General features: G+C 68.8%; 15 protein-coding genes. 8 read left to right on the top strand and 7 right to left on the bottom strand.

Going from position 1 to position 14,764, the window contains the following annotated elements; translation table 11 throughout:
- Window positions 1-2 precede the first annotated feature (2 nt).
- The gene (gpmA, locus tag DJ019_RS12530) at window positions 3-716 is read right to left on the bottom strand and encodes a 2,3-diphosphoglycerate-dependent phosphoglycerate mutase (protein ID WP_111276379.1); all 714 of its coding nucleotides are present in this window, start codon (window positions 714-716) and stop codon (window positions 3-5) included.
- A gap of 95 nt (window positions 717-811) precedes the next feature.
- On the opposite strand from gpmA, the gene DJ019_RS12525 reads away from it, so the two are divergent.
- The 4 genes from DJ019_RS12525 to DJ019_RS12510 all read left to right on the top strand — a co-directional run bounded on the left by DJ019_RS12525 (window position 812) and on the right by DJ019_RS12510 (window position 5,010).
- A complete protein-coding gene (locus tag DJ019_RS12525; RefSeq protein ID WP_111276378.1) occupies window positions 812-1,057 on the top strand; it encodes a hypothetical protein in 246 nt (81 codons plus the stop codon).
- Window positions 1,054-2,019, top strand: a complete 966-nt coding sequence (locus DJ019_RS12520) for a KpsF/GutQ family sugar-phosphate isomerase (RefSeq protein WP_111276377.1) — start codon at window positions 1,054-1,056, stop codon at window positions 2,017-2,019. The genes DJ019_RS12525 and DJ019_RS12520 overlap by 4 nt, the downstream gene beginning before the upstream one ends.
- Before the next feature lie 101 nt (window positions 2,020-2,120).
- The gene (locus DJ019_RS12515) at window positions 2,121-3,623 is read left to right on the top strand and encodes a phosphomannomutase/phosphoglucomutase (RefSeq protein WP_111276376.1); all 1,503 of its coding nucleotides are present in this window, start codon (window positions 2,121-2,123) and stop codon (window positions 3,621-3,623) included.
- A gap of 88 nt (window positions 3,624-3,711) precedes the next feature.
- Window positions 3,712-5,010 carry a UDP-glucose dehydrogenase family protein gene (locus DJ019_RS12510; RefSeq protein ID WP_111276375.1) on the top strand — a complete coding sequence of 433 codons (1,299 nt, stop codon included), beginning with the start codon at window positions 3,712-3,714 and terminating at the stop codon, window positions 5,008-5,010.
- Window positions 5,011-5,037: 27 nt separating this feature from the next.
- Here the strand turns inward: DJ019_RS12510 and DJ019_RS12505 are convergent, their stop codons facing one another.
- Window positions 5,038-6,198, bottom strand: a complete 1,161-nt coding sequence (locus DJ019_RS12505) for a PQQ-dependent sugar dehydrogenase (protein ID WP_133255299.1) — start codon at window positions 6,196-6,198, stop codon at window positions 5,038-5,040.
- Between DJ019_RS12505 and DJ019_RS12500 the strand changes: the two genes are divergently transcribed.
- The gene (locus DJ019_RS12500; protein ID WP_111276373.1) at window positions 6,197-7,237 is read left to right on the top strand and encodes a LysR family transcriptional regulator; all 1,041 of its coding nucleotides are present in this window, start codon (window positions 6,197-6,199) and stop codon (window positions 7,235-7,237) included. The two genes, DJ019_RS12505 and DJ019_RS12500, sit on opposite strands and share 2 nt — an antisense overlap.
- Here the strand turns inward: DJ019_RS12500 and DJ019_RS20975 are convergent.
- From DJ019_RS20975 to glmM, 3 genes are all read right to left on the bottom strand, one after another.
- Window positions 7,209-7,370, bottom strand: coding sequence for a hypothetical protein (locus DJ019_RS20975; protein WP_165843997.1), 162 nt, complete (start codon window positions 7,368-7,370; stop codon window positions 7,209-7,211). The genes DJ019_RS12500 and DJ019_RS20975 overlap by 29 nt on opposite strands.
- A gap of 75 nt (window positions 7,371-7,445) precedes the next feature.
- Complete coding sequence (locus DJ019_RS12495) at window positions 7,446-8,321, bottom strand: c-type cytochrome (protein WP_111276372.1); 876 nt, start codon at window positions 8,319-8,321, stop codon at window positions 7,446-7,448.
- Between the two features lie 152 nt (window positions 8,322-8,473).
- Window positions 8,474-9,826: a phosphoglucosamine mutase gene (glmM, locus tag DJ019_RS12490; protein ID WP_111276371.1), complete on the bottom strand. Its 1,353-nt coding sequence runs from the start codon at window positions 9,824-9,826 to the stop codon at window positions 8,474-8,476.
- Between the two features lie 130 nt (window positions 9,827-9,956).
- Here glmM and glmS point away from each other — a divergent pair, with 130 nt between their 5' ends.
- Window positions 9,957-11,777 (top strand): glutamine--fructose-6-phosphate transaminase (isomerizing), encoded by a 1,821-nt coding sequence (gene glmS, locus DJ019_RS12485; protein WP_111276370.1) that lies wholly within the window; start codon window positions 9,957-9,959, stop codon window positions 11,775-11,777.
- Window positions 11,778-11,846: 69 nt separating this feature from the next.
- Here the strand turns inward: glmS and DJ019_RS12480 are convergent, their stop codons facing one another.
- Complete coding sequence (locus DJ019_RS12480) at window positions 11,847-12,101, bottom strand: hypothetical protein (protein WP_111276369.1); 255 nt, start codon at window positions 12,099-12,101, stop codon at window positions 11,847-11,849.
- Between the two features lie 162 nt (window positions 12,102-12,263).
- On the opposite strand from DJ019_RS12480, the gene DJ019_RS12475 reads away from it, so the two are divergent.
- Together DJ019_RS12475 and DJ019_RS12470 are read left to right on the top strand one after the other, a co-directional pair.
- Window positions 12,264-13,133: a UTP--glucose-1-phosphate uridylyltransferase gene (locus tag DJ019_RS12475; protein WP_111276368.1), complete on the top strand. Its 870-nt coding sequence runs from the start codon at window positions 12,264-12,266 to the stop codon at window positions 13,131-13,133.
- 9 nt (window positions 13,134-13,142) lie between these two features.
- Entirely contained in the window at window positions 13,143-14,003 is an 861-nt protein-coding gene (locus tag DJ019_RS12470) for an SDR family oxidoreductase (RefSeq protein WP_111276367.1), read from the top strand.
- Here the strand turns inward: DJ019_RS12470 and DJ019_RS12465 are convergent.
- Window positions 14,000-14,746 (bottom strand): alpha/beta fold hydrolase, encoded by a 747-nt coding sequence (locus DJ019_RS12465; protein ID WP_111276366.1) that lies wholly within the window; start codon window positions 14,744-14,746, stop codon window positions 14,000-14,002. The two genes, DJ019_RS12470 and DJ019_RS12465, sit on opposite strands and share 4 nt — an antisense overlap.
- Window positions 14,747-14,764 lie beyond the last annotated feature (18 nt).

Below are 14,764 nucleotides of genomic sequence, written 5' to 3'. Positions count from 1 at the left end.
AATCAGGGGATCGCCGGCAGCGCCGTGGCCCGGGCCTCGTCGAGGTAGCGGGCGGACGTCGGCTTCAAGCTGGCGTCCAGCTCGATGACCAGCGGGTTGCCCGTGGGGATCTCGACGCCGACGATGGCGTCGTCCGACACCTGGAACAGCAGCTTGACGATCGCCCGCAGGGAATTGCCGTGGGCGGCGACCAGCAGGGTCTCGCCGCGCTTCAGGCACGGCGTGATGTCGGACTCCCAGTACGGTTGCACCCGCACCAGGGTGGTCTTCAGGCTCTCGGTGTTCGGCAGGACGGCGCCCGCATAGCGACGATCCTTCGCGAAATCGTACTCGCCGCCGGGCGCCAGCTCGGGCGGCGGGATGTCGTAGCTGCGCCGCCAGACCTTCACCTGGTCGGCGCCGTGCTTGGCCGCGGTCTCGGTCTTGTTGAGTCCGGTAAGGCCGCCGTAGTGGCGCTCGTTGAGGCGCCAGTCCTTCACCTCGGGCACAAAGGTCTGTCCGGCCGCGTGGAGCGCGAGCCAGGACGTGCGGATGGCGCGGGTAAGGACGGAGGTGAACACACGGTCGACGGCCACACCGGCAGCCTTGATCAGCTCGCCGCCCTTCTTCGCCTCGGCCTCGCCCTGGGGCGTCAGGTCCACGTCCACCCAGCCGGTGAAGCGATCTTCCAGGTTCCACTGGCTCTGGCCGTGACGCAGCAGGATCAGGGTCGGCAAGGGCGGTCCTCCGTTCGCAAGTCACGGTGCGCTAGAGGCCTCGCCCTACCCCGTCAAGGTTTCCCCCACGCCGCGGCGCGGGCTATAGCGGCCATATGCTCGACCGCTTCTACCTGCCGTTGCTGGGGATCGCCGCCATCGCGGCCGTCGCCCTGGCTCTGGTCTGGCCCCAGGGGCTGGGCGACCGTTCGCCCGCGCCGTTCGGTCACGACCCCGTCCTGCGCACGCCCGAGATGCAGGCCAAGATGCGGCGTCAGACCGAGGCCGCCCAGAAGCGCGTCGACCAGGCGCGCGAGGCGGTGCGAAACATCCAGAACGAGGCGATCGATCCCTCGCAATGAGCGCACAGGACACCATAGCGGTCGGACGTCGCGTCCTGGAGACCGAAGCCCAGGCGCTCGGCCGGATGGCGACCGAGCTGGGCGCACCGTTCGCCGACGCCGTCGAGACCCTCCATTCGGCCAAGGGGCGGATCGTCTGCACCGGGATCGGCAAGTCGGGTCACGTGGCGCGTAAGATCGCCGCCACCCTCGCCTCCACGGGATCGGCGGCGATCTTCGTCCACCCCAGCGAGGCCAGCCACGGCGACCTGGGCATGATCGGCCAGGACGATGTTATCCTGGCGCTCAGCAAGACCGGCGAGACCCGCGAGCTGGCCGACGTGATCGCCTATGCGGCGCGCTTCGCCATCCCGCTCATCGCCATCACCGCGGCGCCGGAGGGTACGCTGGCCCGCGCGGCCGACATCGTCCTCCTGATCCCAGACGCGCCGGAAGCCACCGACGCCGTCAATGCGCCGACCACCTCGACCACGCTGCAGATCGCCATGGGCGACGCCCTGGCCGTGGCGCTGCTCGAGCGTAGGGGATTCCGGCCGCAGGATTTCCGCGTCTTCCATCCGGGCGGCAAGCTGGGCGCCATGCTGCGAACCGCGGCGGACCTGATGCACGGACGGGAGGATCTGCCTCTGGTCGGCCCGGACACGCCGATGCGCCAGGCGCTGCTGGTGATGACCCAGATGCGGTGGGGCGTCGTCGGCGTCGTCGACCCGCAGGGCCGCCTTCTCGGCGCCATCACCGACGGAGATCTGCGCCGACACATCGACGGGCTGATGGACCACACGGCCGGCGAGGTGATGACGCCGGGCCCCAAGAAGGCTGTTTCTCCCGACATGCTGGCCGGCGAGGCCCTCGCGCTGATGAGCGACCCGGCGCCGGCCGTGACGGTGCTGTTTGTCGTGGAGGACGGCAAGCCGGTCGGGATCCTGCACGTCCATGACCTGCTGCGCGCAGGCGTGATGTAGCCGAAGTTCGAAAAAGCGCTGGCCCTGTTAAGGTTTACGGAGTGGCCTGCGACATATTGGACCGCTAAACACGCGCCTGACCGCTGTCTTCCGGAGTCCGCATGCTGTCCGCTCCCCGCGCCGACCTTGTCCCCAACACGTTCGAGTACGAGATCACCCCGCTGGTGAAGGCGACGGGTTTCCGGGAATACGACGCGCGCTGGCTGTTCGGGCCGGAGATCAACCTGCTCGGCATACAGGCTCTGGGGCTCGGCCTGGGCACGCTGATCCAGGAGATGGGCCAGACCCGGATCGTCGTCGGCCACGACTTCCGTTCGTACTCGCTGTCGATCAAGCAGGCCCTGACGATCGGCCTGGTGGCCGCGGGCTGCGAGGTGCTGGACATCGGCCTCGCCGTCTCGCCCATGGCCTACTTCGCCCAGTTCGACCTCGATGCGCCGTGCGTGGCCATGGTCACCGCCAGCCACAACGAGAACGGCTGGACGGGTGTGAAGATGGGCGCCCAGCGGCCGCTCACCTTCGGTCCCGACGAGATGGGCCGGTTGAAGGAGATCGTCCTTGGCGGCAAGTGGACCCAGCGGCCCGGCGGCTCGGTGGCCCATATCGCGGGCGTGGCCGAGCGCTACATCGCCGACGCGGCGTCACGGGTGTCGCTCAATCGGCCGCTGACCGTGGTGGCCGCCTGCGGCAACGGCACCGCCGGGGCGTTCGCGCCCGAGGCGCTGAAGCGCATGGGCGTCGCCACCATCATCGAGATGGACTGCAACCTCGACTGGTCGTTCCCGAAGTACAATCCGAACCCGGAAGACAGCGTCATGCTGCACGCGATGGCCGACGCCGTCCGCCAGCACGGCGCCGATCTGGCCCTGGGCTTCGACGGCGACGGCGACCGCTGCGGCGTGGTGGACGACGAGGGCGAGGAGATCTTCGCCGACAAGATCGGTCTGATGCTGGCCCGCGACCTGTCGGCCCTCCACAAGGACGCCACCTTCATCGTCGACGTGAAGTCCACCGGCCTCTTCGCCACCGACGAGGTGCTGAAGGCCAATGGGGCCAAGACCGTCTACTGGAAGACCGGTCACAGCTACATCAAGCGCAAGACCGCCGAACTGGGCGCCCTGGCCGGCTTCGAGAAGAGCGGCCACTTCTTCATGAACCCGCCGATCGGTCGCGGCTATGACGACGGCCTGGTGGCGGCGGCGGCGATCCTGGCCATGCTGGACCGCAATCCCGGCAAGAAGCTCAGCGACCTGAAGAAGGCCCTGCCGGTGGCCTACACCTCGCTGACCATGAGCCCGCACTGCGCCGACGAGGAGAAGTACGGCGTCGTCGACGACGTGGTGGCCGAATACACCGCCCTGCGCGATGCGGGTGGCACGATCCTAGGACGGAAGATCGCCGACCTGATCACGGTCAACGGCGTCCGCGTGGCCCTGGAAGACGGCTCGTGGGTGCTGGTCCGCGCCTCGTCGAACAAGCCCGAGATCGTGGTGGTGGTGGAGAGCACCCAGTCCGACGACGACATGCGCCGCCTGTTCCACGAAGAGGTGAAGCCGCGCCTGGCGAAGCGCCCGCAGGTCGGCGCTTACAACCAGGAAATCTGACGCGGCGCCGTTCTTGCTGCACTGCGATAGAAATTGGGCGGCTGCTCCGGTACGAGCCGTGCCCAGAGACATGCCAGGAGAGACTTGAATGCGCGTGGCGATGATCGGAACAGGCTACGTCGGCCTGGTGAGCGGGGCCTGCTTCGCCGACTTCGGCCACACGGTCACGTGCATCGACAAGGACGCCTCCAAGATCGAGCAGCTCAAGGCCGGCGGCATCCCGATCTACGAGCCGGGTCTCGACCTCCTGGTGGCGAGCAACGTGAAGGCGGGCCGCCTGTTCTTCGATACCGACTCCCGGGAAGCCATCCGTCAGGCGGACGCGGTTTTCATCGGCGTGGGCACCCCATCCCGACGCGGCGACGGCTACGCGGACCTGTCGTATGTCTATGCCGCGGCTGAGGAAATCGCGACGCTGGTCGAGGGGTTCACTGTCGTCGTCACCAAGTCGACCGTGCCGGTCGGCACGGGGGACGAGATCGAGAAGATCTTCAAGCGCGTGCGGCCCGACGCCGACGTGGCCGTGGTGTCCAACCCCGAGTTCCTGCGCGAGGGCGCGGCGATCGAGGACTTCAAGCGACCTGACCGCGTCGTGGTGGGCACCGAGGACGAGCGGGCGCAGGAGATCATGCGCGAGCTGTACCGCCCGCTGTACCTGAACGAGACGCCCATCCTGTTCACCAGCCGGCGCACCAGCGAGCTGATCAAGTACGCGGCCAACGCCTTCCTGGCGCTGAAGATCACCTACATCAACGAGATGGCCGACCTCTGCGAGGCGGTGGGCGCCGACGTGCAGCAGGTGGCCCGCGGCATCGGCCTGGACGGCCGGATCGGCGGCAAGTTCCTGAACGCCGGCCCGGGCTACGGCGGCTCGTGCTTCCCGAAGGACACCCTGGCCCTGGTCCGCACGGCCCGCGACGCAGGCGCGCCGGTGGAGTTGGTCGAGACCACCGTCAAGGTCAACGACGAGCGCAAGCGCGCCATGGCCCGGAAGGTCCTGAAGGCCGCGGACGGCGATCTCGACGGCAAGACCGTCGGCGTGCTCGGCCTCACCTTCAAGCCCAACACCGACGATATGCGCGACGCCCCCTCCCTGGCGATCATCCCGGCCCTCCAGGACAAGGGCGCCAAGGTGCAGGCGTTCGATCCCGAGGGCCACGAGGCCACGAAGCTCCTGGCCGGCGTCGATTTCAAGGACGACCCGTATGCGGTGGCCGAGGGCGCCGACGTGCTGGTGATCATCACCGAATGGGACCAGTTCCGGGCGCTGGACCTGGATCGCATCAAGCTGGTGATGAAGAAGCCCGTGCTGGTCGACCTGCGCAACATCTACAAGCCGGCCGACATGCGCGCTCGGGGCTTCGCCTACTCCAGCATCGGGCGCTGAGAGGGGCGTCGCCCCGGCGGGGCGACGTCAGCGGAGTCTTCGCCTCAGGCGGATGACCTTGCCGTCCGCTTCGTCGGTGAGGACGTACATCCGCCCGTCGGGCGCCTGCTTGACGTTCCGCAGCCTGACGGGAGCGTCTTCCAGCAGGTAGTCGACGGCCACCACGCGGTCGCCCTCCACGTCGATACGCATGAGGTAGCCGCGGCGAAGCCCGGCGACCATGAGATCGCCGCGCCAAGCGGCAAATTCCGGATCCTGGTCGTTCACAAACGTCAGACCCGTCGGGGCCACCGTCCGGTCAGCCCAGTAGAACACCGGCGGCGCATGGTTCTCGACCGAACGTCCCGGCGGAACCCAGCCATCCCGGTAAGCGCCGTGGCTGATGAACGGCCACCCGTAGTTCGCGCCCGAGCGAAGGATGTTGAGCTCGTCGCCGCCCAGGGATCCATGCTCGGTGAACCATATCAGGCCCGTCTCAGGCTGGCGGGCAAGCCCCTGTGTCGCGCGGATGCCCGTCGCGATCACCTCGGGCTGGGTGGGCGCCGAGCCGAGCGAGAACCGGTAGATCTTGCCGCGGCGGTCCGCAGGGTCCTGGGCCACGGGAACCGGCGGGTTGTCGCGTTCGAAGAAGTGCCGTTCACCCACGGTGAGATAGAGATGACCGCCGTCCAAGAGCAGACCGCCGCCATAGTGGAAGCGGTCGGTGGACCTGGGGAGCGCCTCGAACCAGGTGGCGACATCCAGCAGTCGGGGCGCCGGCCCAAGTTCCACGCGCGCAGAGATCAGTTTCGTCGTGGTGGGCGCATCGGCCGCCGCGCCACCCCGTGAAGCGTAACTCAGAAAGATGCGTCCATTCTTCGCGAAGCGGGGGTCGACGGCCACGTCGAAGAGACCCGAATTGTCCCTCGGCTCGAGTCTCCGGCTCGCAACGTCGTCGGGGAGGCCCTGAACCTCGATGCGGGTTCCGCGCGACAGGTCGATGAGCCAGAGGCCTCCCTCCTTCTCGGTGACGAGCGCCCGACCGTCCGGCAGGAACGCCATGCCCCAAGGGTGACGAAGGCCGGAAGCGACGACCTCGCGCTCAAGGGCGACCGATGCTGGCGCAGCGGCGGTGTTGTCGGCTGAATGGGCGGCGGGCGAAAACGCCAGGACAAGCGATCCGCAAAAGGGTCCGAGAAATTTCTTCATGGGCCGGAAGATGTCGGCCGCGAATTCGGCGATCCAACGCAATTCCGCTATGACAGCGTTCGGATTTTCGGATGCTCACGCCATGGCGATGCCGTCAAACCTGTCCTGGGATGGTCTGCGGATCTTCCTTGCCTGCGCCCGGCACGCCAGCTTCACCCGCGCGGCGGCCGAGCTCTGCATGTCGGTGTCCGCCGTCAGCTACCAGATGGCCGCGCTCGAACAGCGATTGGGCGCAGCATTGTTCCGGCGGACAGCGCGGGGGGTGGTGTTGACCCCGGAGGGCGAACGCCTGGCGCCCACGGCGGAGGCCATGGCCGATACGCTGGCCTCGGGCCTGAGAAGCTTTCGTTCCACTGGCACGGACCTCGTGGTGACCGCTATCGGCGACGTCGGGGTCTATTGGCTCATGCCCCGGCTGGCGGCGTTCTCTCGCACCCACCCCGAAATACGGGTGACCCTCGAAACCTCGAGCGACCTTTCGGCGCCCTCACGCGGCGCGTTCGATTTGGCCCTGCGGCACGGCGACGGACAGTGGCCGGGACTGGATGCTCACCGGCTCACCGGCTGGCGGCTGCAGCCGATGGCGACACCGGCCGTCGCCGTCGAACTGTCCGGACGCCCGTGGCTGGAGACCGCGCGGCTCCATGGGATTGATGCGAGGTGGTGGGGACTCTGGTCTGAGACGGCCGGCCAGCCGCTGAAGAGCGGCGCGGACCTTTGTCTCTGGGAGACGCAACTGCTCGTGGCGCAGGCGACCCTGTCGGGTCTCGGCGTCGGTCTCCTCTCGCCCTTCGCGATGCACGACGAACTTGAAAGCGGAGCCCTCGTGCCGCTGAGCGGCGTCAGCCTGAAGCACACCTCAGCCCATTGGCTGGCGGTTCCGCATGGTAGGGGCCAGGAGCCAGCGATCGAAAAGCTTGTGAGCCACTGCATCGCGTGCGCGCACGAGACCGGGCACGTCGCTGCGCACCACGCGAGCGACCGATCAGCGGGTTCGGACGGGCCGCCGCCTAGAAGGCGTTTCCGGCCATCCGCATGAAGGCGTCGGCGATATAGATGGCGCCGGCCCAGAAGGCCACGCCCATGACACCGACGAAAGCGAGGCAGGCGATGCAGCGGACGGGCCGCTCAGCCTGCCGCGCGACGCCCGTAAGGGCGAGATCGCGCCGCATAGTTCCTCCCAAGTGCAGTCTCTTGTCATGTCGACCGGATCGAGCCGGCCGAACGTGTCGAAGGTGACACAAGGTTTACGGCTTGGATAGACCTTTGGTTTCCGCAAGCGCGATCCGCTTTGCGGCGCGGGCCTTCAAATAGTCGTGCAGGGCCGAGACCTCCTGCGGGGTCATGACGCCGAACCTGGCGGGCGACACGGCCGTCATCAGGCCCAGCTTTCGGTTCCCGGCCCCGATGCCGGTGTGGAGCAGGCGTTCGAAATCCTCGGGCTCGTAGGACGCGGCCATAGTCAGGTCGGGCGCCTTCAGCATCTCGTTGCCGTCCAGGCTGGGGCCATGGCATTCCACGCAGAAGCGCGCGAGGTCCCGCCCCCGGGCGTGGCGAGGGCCAAGGTCGTCGAGCCCTGCGGCGCCGGCCTTCAGGAGAGCAGGCTCGGAGTGGAACTTGCCGAGCAGCACGCCCACCCGGCCGACGGGACCGATCTGCAGGCGGGGTTGGGTCTGGCCGGTGGGGGGGAACGTGCGCAGATAGGCCATCAGGTCGGCCATCTCGCCATCGGTCAGCCGCGACAGGGCGGTTGACGGCATGATCCAGAGCGCCCGACCGTCGGCCGCGACGCCCCGGCGCACGGCGCGTTCGAAGTCCGCGTCCGACTGATCGACGAGGGCGCGGCTGAGGTTCGTGGCCCAGGCGCGGACGACGGGCTTGTCGTCGTGGAACAGACGGCCTTCCAGCTTCTCGCCGTGGCAGTCGTGGCACCCGCCTAGCCGCGCGATGCGCTCGCCCCGGGCCACGGCGTCAGGCCCGCTGGCCGTCACGACGACGGCTGGCGTGGCGGCCGCCGGCCAGCGGATCATGGCCTCGCTGGCCGCGAAGGCGGCGCCGGCGGCCAGGACGACGAGACCGACGAGGCCCGCGAGGCCGTAGCCGGCCCACTTCAGGAATTTCATGCGCACACCCGATCCGCGAACGCAGTCCGTCGCGGACCACCGTTCCAAGAGCGGTGGGGCTTAAGAGGCGCGGCGGAGCGCCACAATCAGCGGCTTTGCAGGTTCGCTCTGCAGCTTTGCAGCGCATCCGCTCGGAGGCGCTGCGGGCGGCGTCAGGCGGCGGCCTTCTTCACCGCCCCGGCGATCTCCTTGATCACCTGGTTGACCAGCTTCTCGTCGTCGGCCTCGGCCATGATGCGGATGAGCGGCTCCGTGCCGGAGGCCCGGACCACGAGCCGCCCCGAACCGTTCAGGCGCTGTTCGGCCTCGGCGAGCACGGCCTTCACGTTCTCGTTCTCCAGCGGCTTGCCGCCCGCGAAGCGCACGTTCTCCAGCTTTTGCGGCACCGGCTCGAACTGGCGGGCCAGGGCGCTCATCGGCTTGTCGCTCTTCTTCAGCACCGCCAGCACCTGCAGCGCCGCCAGGAGGCCATCGCCCGTGGTGGAGAAGTCGGACAGGATCAGGTGGCCGGACTGCTCGCCGCCGACGTTGAAGCCGCCCTCGCGCATGCGAGCCATCACATAGCGGTCGCCGACCTGGGTGCGCTCCAGCTTCAATCCCTTCGCGGCCAGGAAGCGCTCCAGGCCCAGGTTCGACATCACAGTGGCCACGACACCGCCGCCCCGCAGCGTCTCCCGCCGCGCCCAGTCGGCCGCGATCAGGGCCATGATCTGGTCGCCGTCGACGACGTTTCCCTTCTCATCGCAGATCACCAGCCGGTCCGCGTCGCCGTCGAGGGCGATGCCGATGTCCGCGCGGTATTCCTTGACCGCCTTCTGCATGGCGGCGGGATGCGTCGAGCCGCACTCCTCATTGATGTTGAAACCGTTCGGCGAGATGCCGATCCGGATGACTTCGGCGCCCAGCTCATGCAGCGCCTCCGGCGCCACCTTGTAGGCCGCGCCATTGGCGCAATCGATCACGATGCGCATGCCCGACAGGCTGAGCCGCCGGGGGAACGTGGCCTTGGCGATCTCGATGTAGCGAGCCTGGCAATCATCGATGCGCTGCACCCGACCCAGAGCCGAGGGCGCGGCGAGGTTCTGCTGCAGGCCCTCGTCCATCAGAGCCTCGATCTCCAGTTCCTTCTCGTCCGACAGCTTGTAGCCGTCGGGACCGAACAGCTTGATGCCGTTGTCCGAGAAGGCGTTGTGGGAGGCCGAGATCATCACGCCCAGGTCGGCCCGGAGCGAGCGCGTCATCATCGCCACGCCCGGCGTCGGCAACGGCCCGAACAGGCGCACATCCATCCCGACGCTGGTGAAACCGGCGACCAGGGCCGGCTCGATCATGTAGCCCGACAGGCGCGTATCCTTGCCGATCACCACGAGGTGGCGGCGGTCGTCCTTGGACTTGAACAGCTTGCCGGCGGCCATGCCGACCCGCAGCGCCACCTCGGCGGTCATGGGGTGGCGGTTGGCTTCGCCGCGGATTCCGTCGGTGCCGAAGTAGGCGCGCTTGCTCATGGACTTGCTCGTCGGGGACCTGAATGCGATCCGAAACAGACTTTTAGTGGGTGCGACCTTAGCTGATGCTAAAGCGCCGCAACGTGGGCGGGTTCGGATTCGCCCTTACCATAAAGGAAGCTCCGACCACATGTGCGGTATCATCGGCATCGTCGGGACCCAGCCGGTCGAGGCCCGCCTCATCGAGAGCCTCAAGCGGCTTGAGTATCGTGGCTACGACTCCGCGGGCGTCGCCGGCGTGGTGGACGGGCGGATCGAACGGCGGCGCGCCGCGGGCAAGATCCGGGCGCTGGAAGAGGTGTTGGCCGGCGAGCCGCTGGCCGCCACCGTCGGCATCGGCCACACCCGGTGGGCCACGCACGGCGCGCCCTCGGTCAGGAACGCTCACCCGCACACCCAGGGCCGGGTGACGCTGGTGCACAACGGCATCATCGAGAATTTCCTGGAGCTTCGGGAGCGGCTCGAGGCCGCCGGGCGAACCTTCGAGAGCGACACCGACACCGAAGTCATCGCCGCCCTGCTGGACAGCGAACTCGGGATGGGAAAACCGCCGGTCGAGGCGCTGAAGGCGACGCTGGATCAGCTTGCCGGGGCCTATGCGCTCGCCGTGCTGATCGCGGGCGAGGACGCCATGATCCTCGGCGCGCGCCGCGGCAGCCCGCTGGTGGTGGGTCATGGGCAGGGCGAGATGTTCCTGGGTTCCGACGCTCTCGCGGTCGGCCCGTTCACACAGCGGGTCTGCTACCTGGAGGAAGGCGATTTCGTCGCCCTGAGTCACGGCGCGGCGGCGATCTACGACGCCGACGGGCGTCCGGTGGAGCGGGCGGTCCGCACGGTGCCGGCGTCGGCCGCGCTGGTGGAAAAGGGCAACTATCGCCACTTCATGGAGAAGGAGATCCACGACCAGCCCGAGGGCTGCCAGCGCACGATCGCCGCCTACGTCGACACGCTAACCGGGCGTACCGACATATCGGGGGGAATCGACTTCGCCGGCCTCTCGCGGATTCAGATCGTGGCCTGCGGGACCTCCTACATCGCCGGCCTCATGGGCAAGTATCTCATCGAGCAGTTCGCCGACCTGCCGGTGGACGTCGAGATCGCCTCCGAGTTCCGGTACCGCCACCCGGCGCTGCGACCGGACGGTCTGGTCGTCGCCATGTCACAGTCCGGAGAGACCGCCGACACCCTGGCCGCCCTGCGTTACTGCCAGGGCAAAGGCATGAAGAGCGCCGCGGTCGTGAACGCCACCGAGTCCACCATGGCTCGCGAGGTGGACGTGGTCTGGCCGATCCACTGCGGACCCGAGATCGGGGTGGCCTCGACCAAAGCTTTCACCGCCCAGGTCGCGGTCCTGACCGCCCTGGCCATCGCCGCCGCCCGGGCGCGCGGCAAGATCGACGCGGCGGAGGAGCAGCGGATGGTTCGCCTGCTGCTCGAGGCGCCGCGCCTGGTGGCAGAGTCCATCAAGCTGGAGGACGCGGTCCGCGCCGTGGCGCAGGAGGTCTCCAAGGCCCGCGACGTGCTCTACCTGGGACGGGGGCCGATGTATCCGCTGGCCCTGGAAGGCGCCCTGAAGCTGAAGGAGATCAGCTACATCCACGCCGAGGGCTACGCCGCCGGCGAGCTGAAGCACGGACCGATCGCCCTCGTCGATGAACAGACGCCCATCGTGATCCTGGCGCCCTTCGACAGCTACTTCGAGAAGTCGGCCTCGAACATGAACGAGGTGATGGCCCGCGGAGGGCAGGTCGTCTTCATCACGGATGCGGACGGCGAGCGCCACGCCCCCTCCGGCGCCCGGGTGGTGGTGACCGCGCCGCGATGCGACCCGCTGGTCGCGCCCCTGGTGTATGCGCCGCCGATCCAGCTCCTCGCCTACCACGTAGCCGTGCTGAAGGGGGCTGACGTGGACCAGCCGCGAAACCTCGCCAAGTCCGTGACGGTGGAATAGGCCGCACAGCAAAGCGGCCGCCCCTCATGGGACGGCCGCCTCTGAAGTCTTGTCTCTTCGGAAAGAGGCTTACTTCGGCGCAGGCTCGGCCGGCGGCGGCGTGGCCGTCATGGCGCCGGCGTCCGCGGCCGGAGCAGCGGCCGCATCGGCGGCGGGCGCAGCGGCGTCGGCGGGCGGCGCGGCCGGAGCCATGGCGTCGGCCGGAGCCGCCGCGGCGTCGGCAGCCGGCGCTTCGGCGGCCGGGGCCTCTTCCTTCTTCTGGCAGGCGGCAAGGCTCAGGGCCAGAACGCCGGCGGTAGCAACGGTCAGAATGCGAAGCTTCATCTGAGTTGGCTCCCCTTGGGGTGAATCCCCAGCCGGGGGAGCCTACACAACTTCGTGCGTTCTCAAAGTCGTGATCATCCGCCCCTTACGAAAACCACTCGCCGACGCGGGCGCGAACACATTAGGGAACGTCGGAATGTTCGGGGTCTGAGGAGAGGTTGCATGGCTAGGCGGGTGACGAAGGCGGTGCTGCCGGTGGCGGGACTTGGAACGCGCGTGCTGCCGGGCGCCAAGACCACGCCCAAGAACCTGCTGAACGTCGTGGACCGGCCGATCCTCAGCTACATCGTCGAGGAAGCCCGGGCGGCCGGCATCGAGCACTTCGTCTTCATCGTGGGCCGCGGCCAGGGCGCCATCGAGGACTATTTCGACAAGATCCCCGAGATCGAGCAGGCGCTGGAGGCCAAGGGCAAGGTGGACATCCTGGCGGACGTGCGCCGGGACCTGCCCGAGCCGGGCGAGATGAGCTTCATCCGCCAGATGTCGCCCCTGGGCCTCGGCCATGCGGTCTGGTGCGCCCGCCACGTGATCGGCGACGAGCCCTTCGCCGTGATGCTGCCCGACATGCTGATGATGGCGTCTCCGCCGGCCCTCAGCCAGGCCGTCGCCGCCTATGAGAAGGTCGGTGGCAATATCGTCGTGGTGGAGCCGGCGCCCGAGGGCGAGGCCCACAAGTACGGGATCGTGGCGCTGGACGGCCAGGAGGGTCGCCTGAACCGCATGGTCGGCATGGTGGAAAAGCCGGCGCCGGGGACCGAGCCCTCGAACCTCTTCATCTCGGGCCGCTACATCCTGCAGCCGGAGATCTTCAAGATCCTGGAGACGCAGGAGCGCGGCGCGGGCGGCGAGATCCAGCTCACGGACGGCATGGCGGGCCTCATGAAGACCCAGGATTTCCACGCCCTGGAATATGAGGGCAAGACCTTCGACTGCGGCGACAAGATCGGGCTCCTGCGCGCCAATGTGGCCTTCGCCCTGGCCCGCCCGGACCTTGCGGACAGCGCCCGGAAGGCGATCCGGGAGCAGTTGTAGGCGCTCGCCGTGGTCCTGTTCGTCTTCGGCTACGGCTTCTCCGGGCGGGCGCTGGCCCGCCGGCTGGCCGGCGAAGGCTGGACGTTCGCGGCGAGTTTCCGCAGCCCCGAGGGACGGGCCGCCATCGAGGCCGACGGCGGATTGCCGGTCGACCTCGCCGACCGGCCGGCGCTGGTTCAGGCGCTACGGCGCACGCGCGCCCTTCTGCTGACCGCGCCGCCGGGTCCCGAAGGCTGCCCGGGTCTTGAGGCCCTGGTCGGACCGATGGCCGAGGCGGGCGCCTTTCCGGACTGGACGGGCTACCTGTCGACGACAGGGGTCTATGGCGACCGGCGTGGCGGCTGGGTCACCGAGACGAGCCGGCTCGCCGCCCAGTCCATCGAAGGCGCGCGCAGGGTCGGCGCCGAGCGGGACTGGCTGGAGGTGGGCCGCGGCATGGGCCTGACGGTCACGGTCTTCCGGCTGCCCGGAATCTACGGGGCTGGCCGTTCGGCCTTCGATCGGCTGCGGGAGGGCCGGGCCCGGCGCATCATCGCGCCCGGACAGGTCTTCTCCCGCATCCACGTCGACGATCTGGCTTCGGGGCTCGCCGCCTCCATCGCCCGCCCGCGCGCCGGCGGCGTGTATAACCTCTGCGACGACGAGCCGGCGGCGAACAGCGACGTGGTCGACTATGCGGCCCGGCTGCTCGGCATGGAGCCGCCCCCCGAGGTCAGGCTGGAGGAGGCCAGGCTGCCGCCCGCGGCGATGCGCTTCTACGCCGAGAGCAAGCGGGTCTCGAACGCGCGGGCCAAGGCGGAGCTCGGCTGGCGGCCGCGCTATCCGACCTATCGGGAGGGCCTGCGCGCGATCCTGGCGGCGGGGGGTTAGGCCACCTCCTCCACCGCCGCGATCAGCCGGGCGATGTCCTGCGGCCGTGATAGCCGGTGGTCGCCGTCCTTGACGAGGGTGAAGACGACATCGTCCGACTTGAGCGCATGAGCCAGCTCCAGCGCATGCCGCCAGGGCACGTCCGGGTCCTCGCCGCCCTGAAGGATGCGCACCGGAACCTCGATCGGGATCGGCTGGTCACCGAGGATCGACCAGCGGGCGCCGTCGTCGAGCAGCGCCTGAGTGATCGGATAGGGTTCGCCATACTCACTTGGCCGCATCCAGACCCCGTCGGCCGCCAGGGCCGCACGGCCCTCGGGCGGGATCTCCGGGCCCATCAGCTTTTCGGTGAAGTCGGGCGCCGGCGCGACCAGGACCATGGCCGTCACCCGCTCGGGCGCCGCCAGGGTGGCCAGACAGGCGATCCAGCCGCCCATGGAGGAGCCCACAAGCACCACCGGGCCGGGCGCGATCGCGTCCAGCACCGCCAGGGTGTCCGCGCGCCAGCGGGTGATCGTACCCTCGGCGAATTCGCCCGTGGACGCGCCGTGCCCGAAGTAGTCAAAGCGGACAGACGCCCGGCCCCTGGCCTTCGCCCAGTCCGCCAGGGCTTCGGCCTTCGTGCCCGTCATGTCCGACTTGAAGCCGCCCAGCCAGACGACAGTCGGGCCGGCGCCCTCCACCTTCCGCCAGGCGAGGCGCGCCCCGTCGGGCCGATCCAGGAAACCTTCGATCTCGTTCATGACCGCCTCTTAGCAGCA

Origin of the sequence: Phenylobacterium kunshanense (assembly GCF_003254525.1) — a bacterium.
GTDB lineage: Bacteria > Pseudomonadota > Alphaproteobacteria > Caulobacterales > Caulobacteraceae > Phenylobacterium > Phenylobacterium kunshanense.
Note: the sequence above shows the minus strand (reverse complement) of the source record. Positions and strands in the feature narration are given on the sequence as shown.

Excerpts from the sequence above, each read along its gene's own strand:
- DJ019_RS12525 (WP_111276378.1), top strand. The coding sequence starts at position 812 with ATGCTCGACCGCTTCTACCTGCCGTTGCTGGGGATCGCCGCCATCGCG.
- DJ019_RS12520 (WP_111276377.1), top strand. The coding sequence starts at position 1,054 with ATGAGCGCACAGGACACCATAGCGGTCGGACGTCGCGTCCTGGAGACC.
- DJ019_RS12515 (WP_111276376.1), top strand. The coding sequence starts at position 2,121 with ATGCTGTCCGCTCCCCGCGCCGACCTTGTCCCCAACACGTTCGAGTAC.
- DJ019_RS12510 (WP_111276375.1), top strand. The coding sequence starts at position 3,712 with ATGCGCGTGGCGATGATCGGAACAGGCTACGTCGGCCTGGTGAGCGGG.
- DJ019_RS12500 (WP_111276373.1), top strand. The coding sequence starts at position 6,197 with ATGGGCCGGAAGATGTCGGCCGCGAATTCGGCGATCCAACGCAATTCC.
- DJ019_RS12505 (WP_133255299.1), bottom strand. The coding sequence starts at position 6,198 with ATGAAGAAATTTCTCGGACCCTTTTGCGGATCGCTTGTCCTGGCGTTT.
- DJ019_RS20975 (WP_165843997.1), bottom strand. The coding sequence starts at position 7,370 with ATGCGGCGCGATCTCGCCCTTACGGGCGTCGCGCGGCAGGCTGAGCGG.
- DJ019_RS12495 (WP_111276372.1), bottom strand. The coding sequence starts at position 8,321 with ATGAAATTCCTGAAGTGGGCCGGCTACGGCCTCGCGGGCCTCGTCGGT.
- glmM (WP_111276371.1), bottom strand. The coding sequence starts at position 9,826 with ATGAGCAAGCGCGCCTACTTCGGCACCGACGGAATCCGCGGCGAAGCC.
- glmS (WP_111276370.1), top strand. The coding sequence starts at position 9,957 with ATGTGCGGTATCATCGGCATCGTCGGGACCCAGCCGGTCGAGGCCCGC.
- DJ019_RS12480 (WP_111276369.1), bottom strand. The coding sequence starts at position 12,101 with ATGAAGCTTCGCATTCTGACCGTTGCTACCGCCGGCGTTCTGGCCCTG.
- DJ019_RS12475 (WP_111276368.1), top strand. The coding sequence starts at position 12,264 with ATGGCTAGGCGGGTGACGAAGGCGGTGCTGCCGGTGGCGGGACTTGGA.
- DJ019_RS12465 (WP_111276366.1), bottom strand. The coding sequence starts at position 14,746 with ATGAACGAGATCGAAGGTTTCCTGGATCGGCCCGACGGGGCGCGCCTC.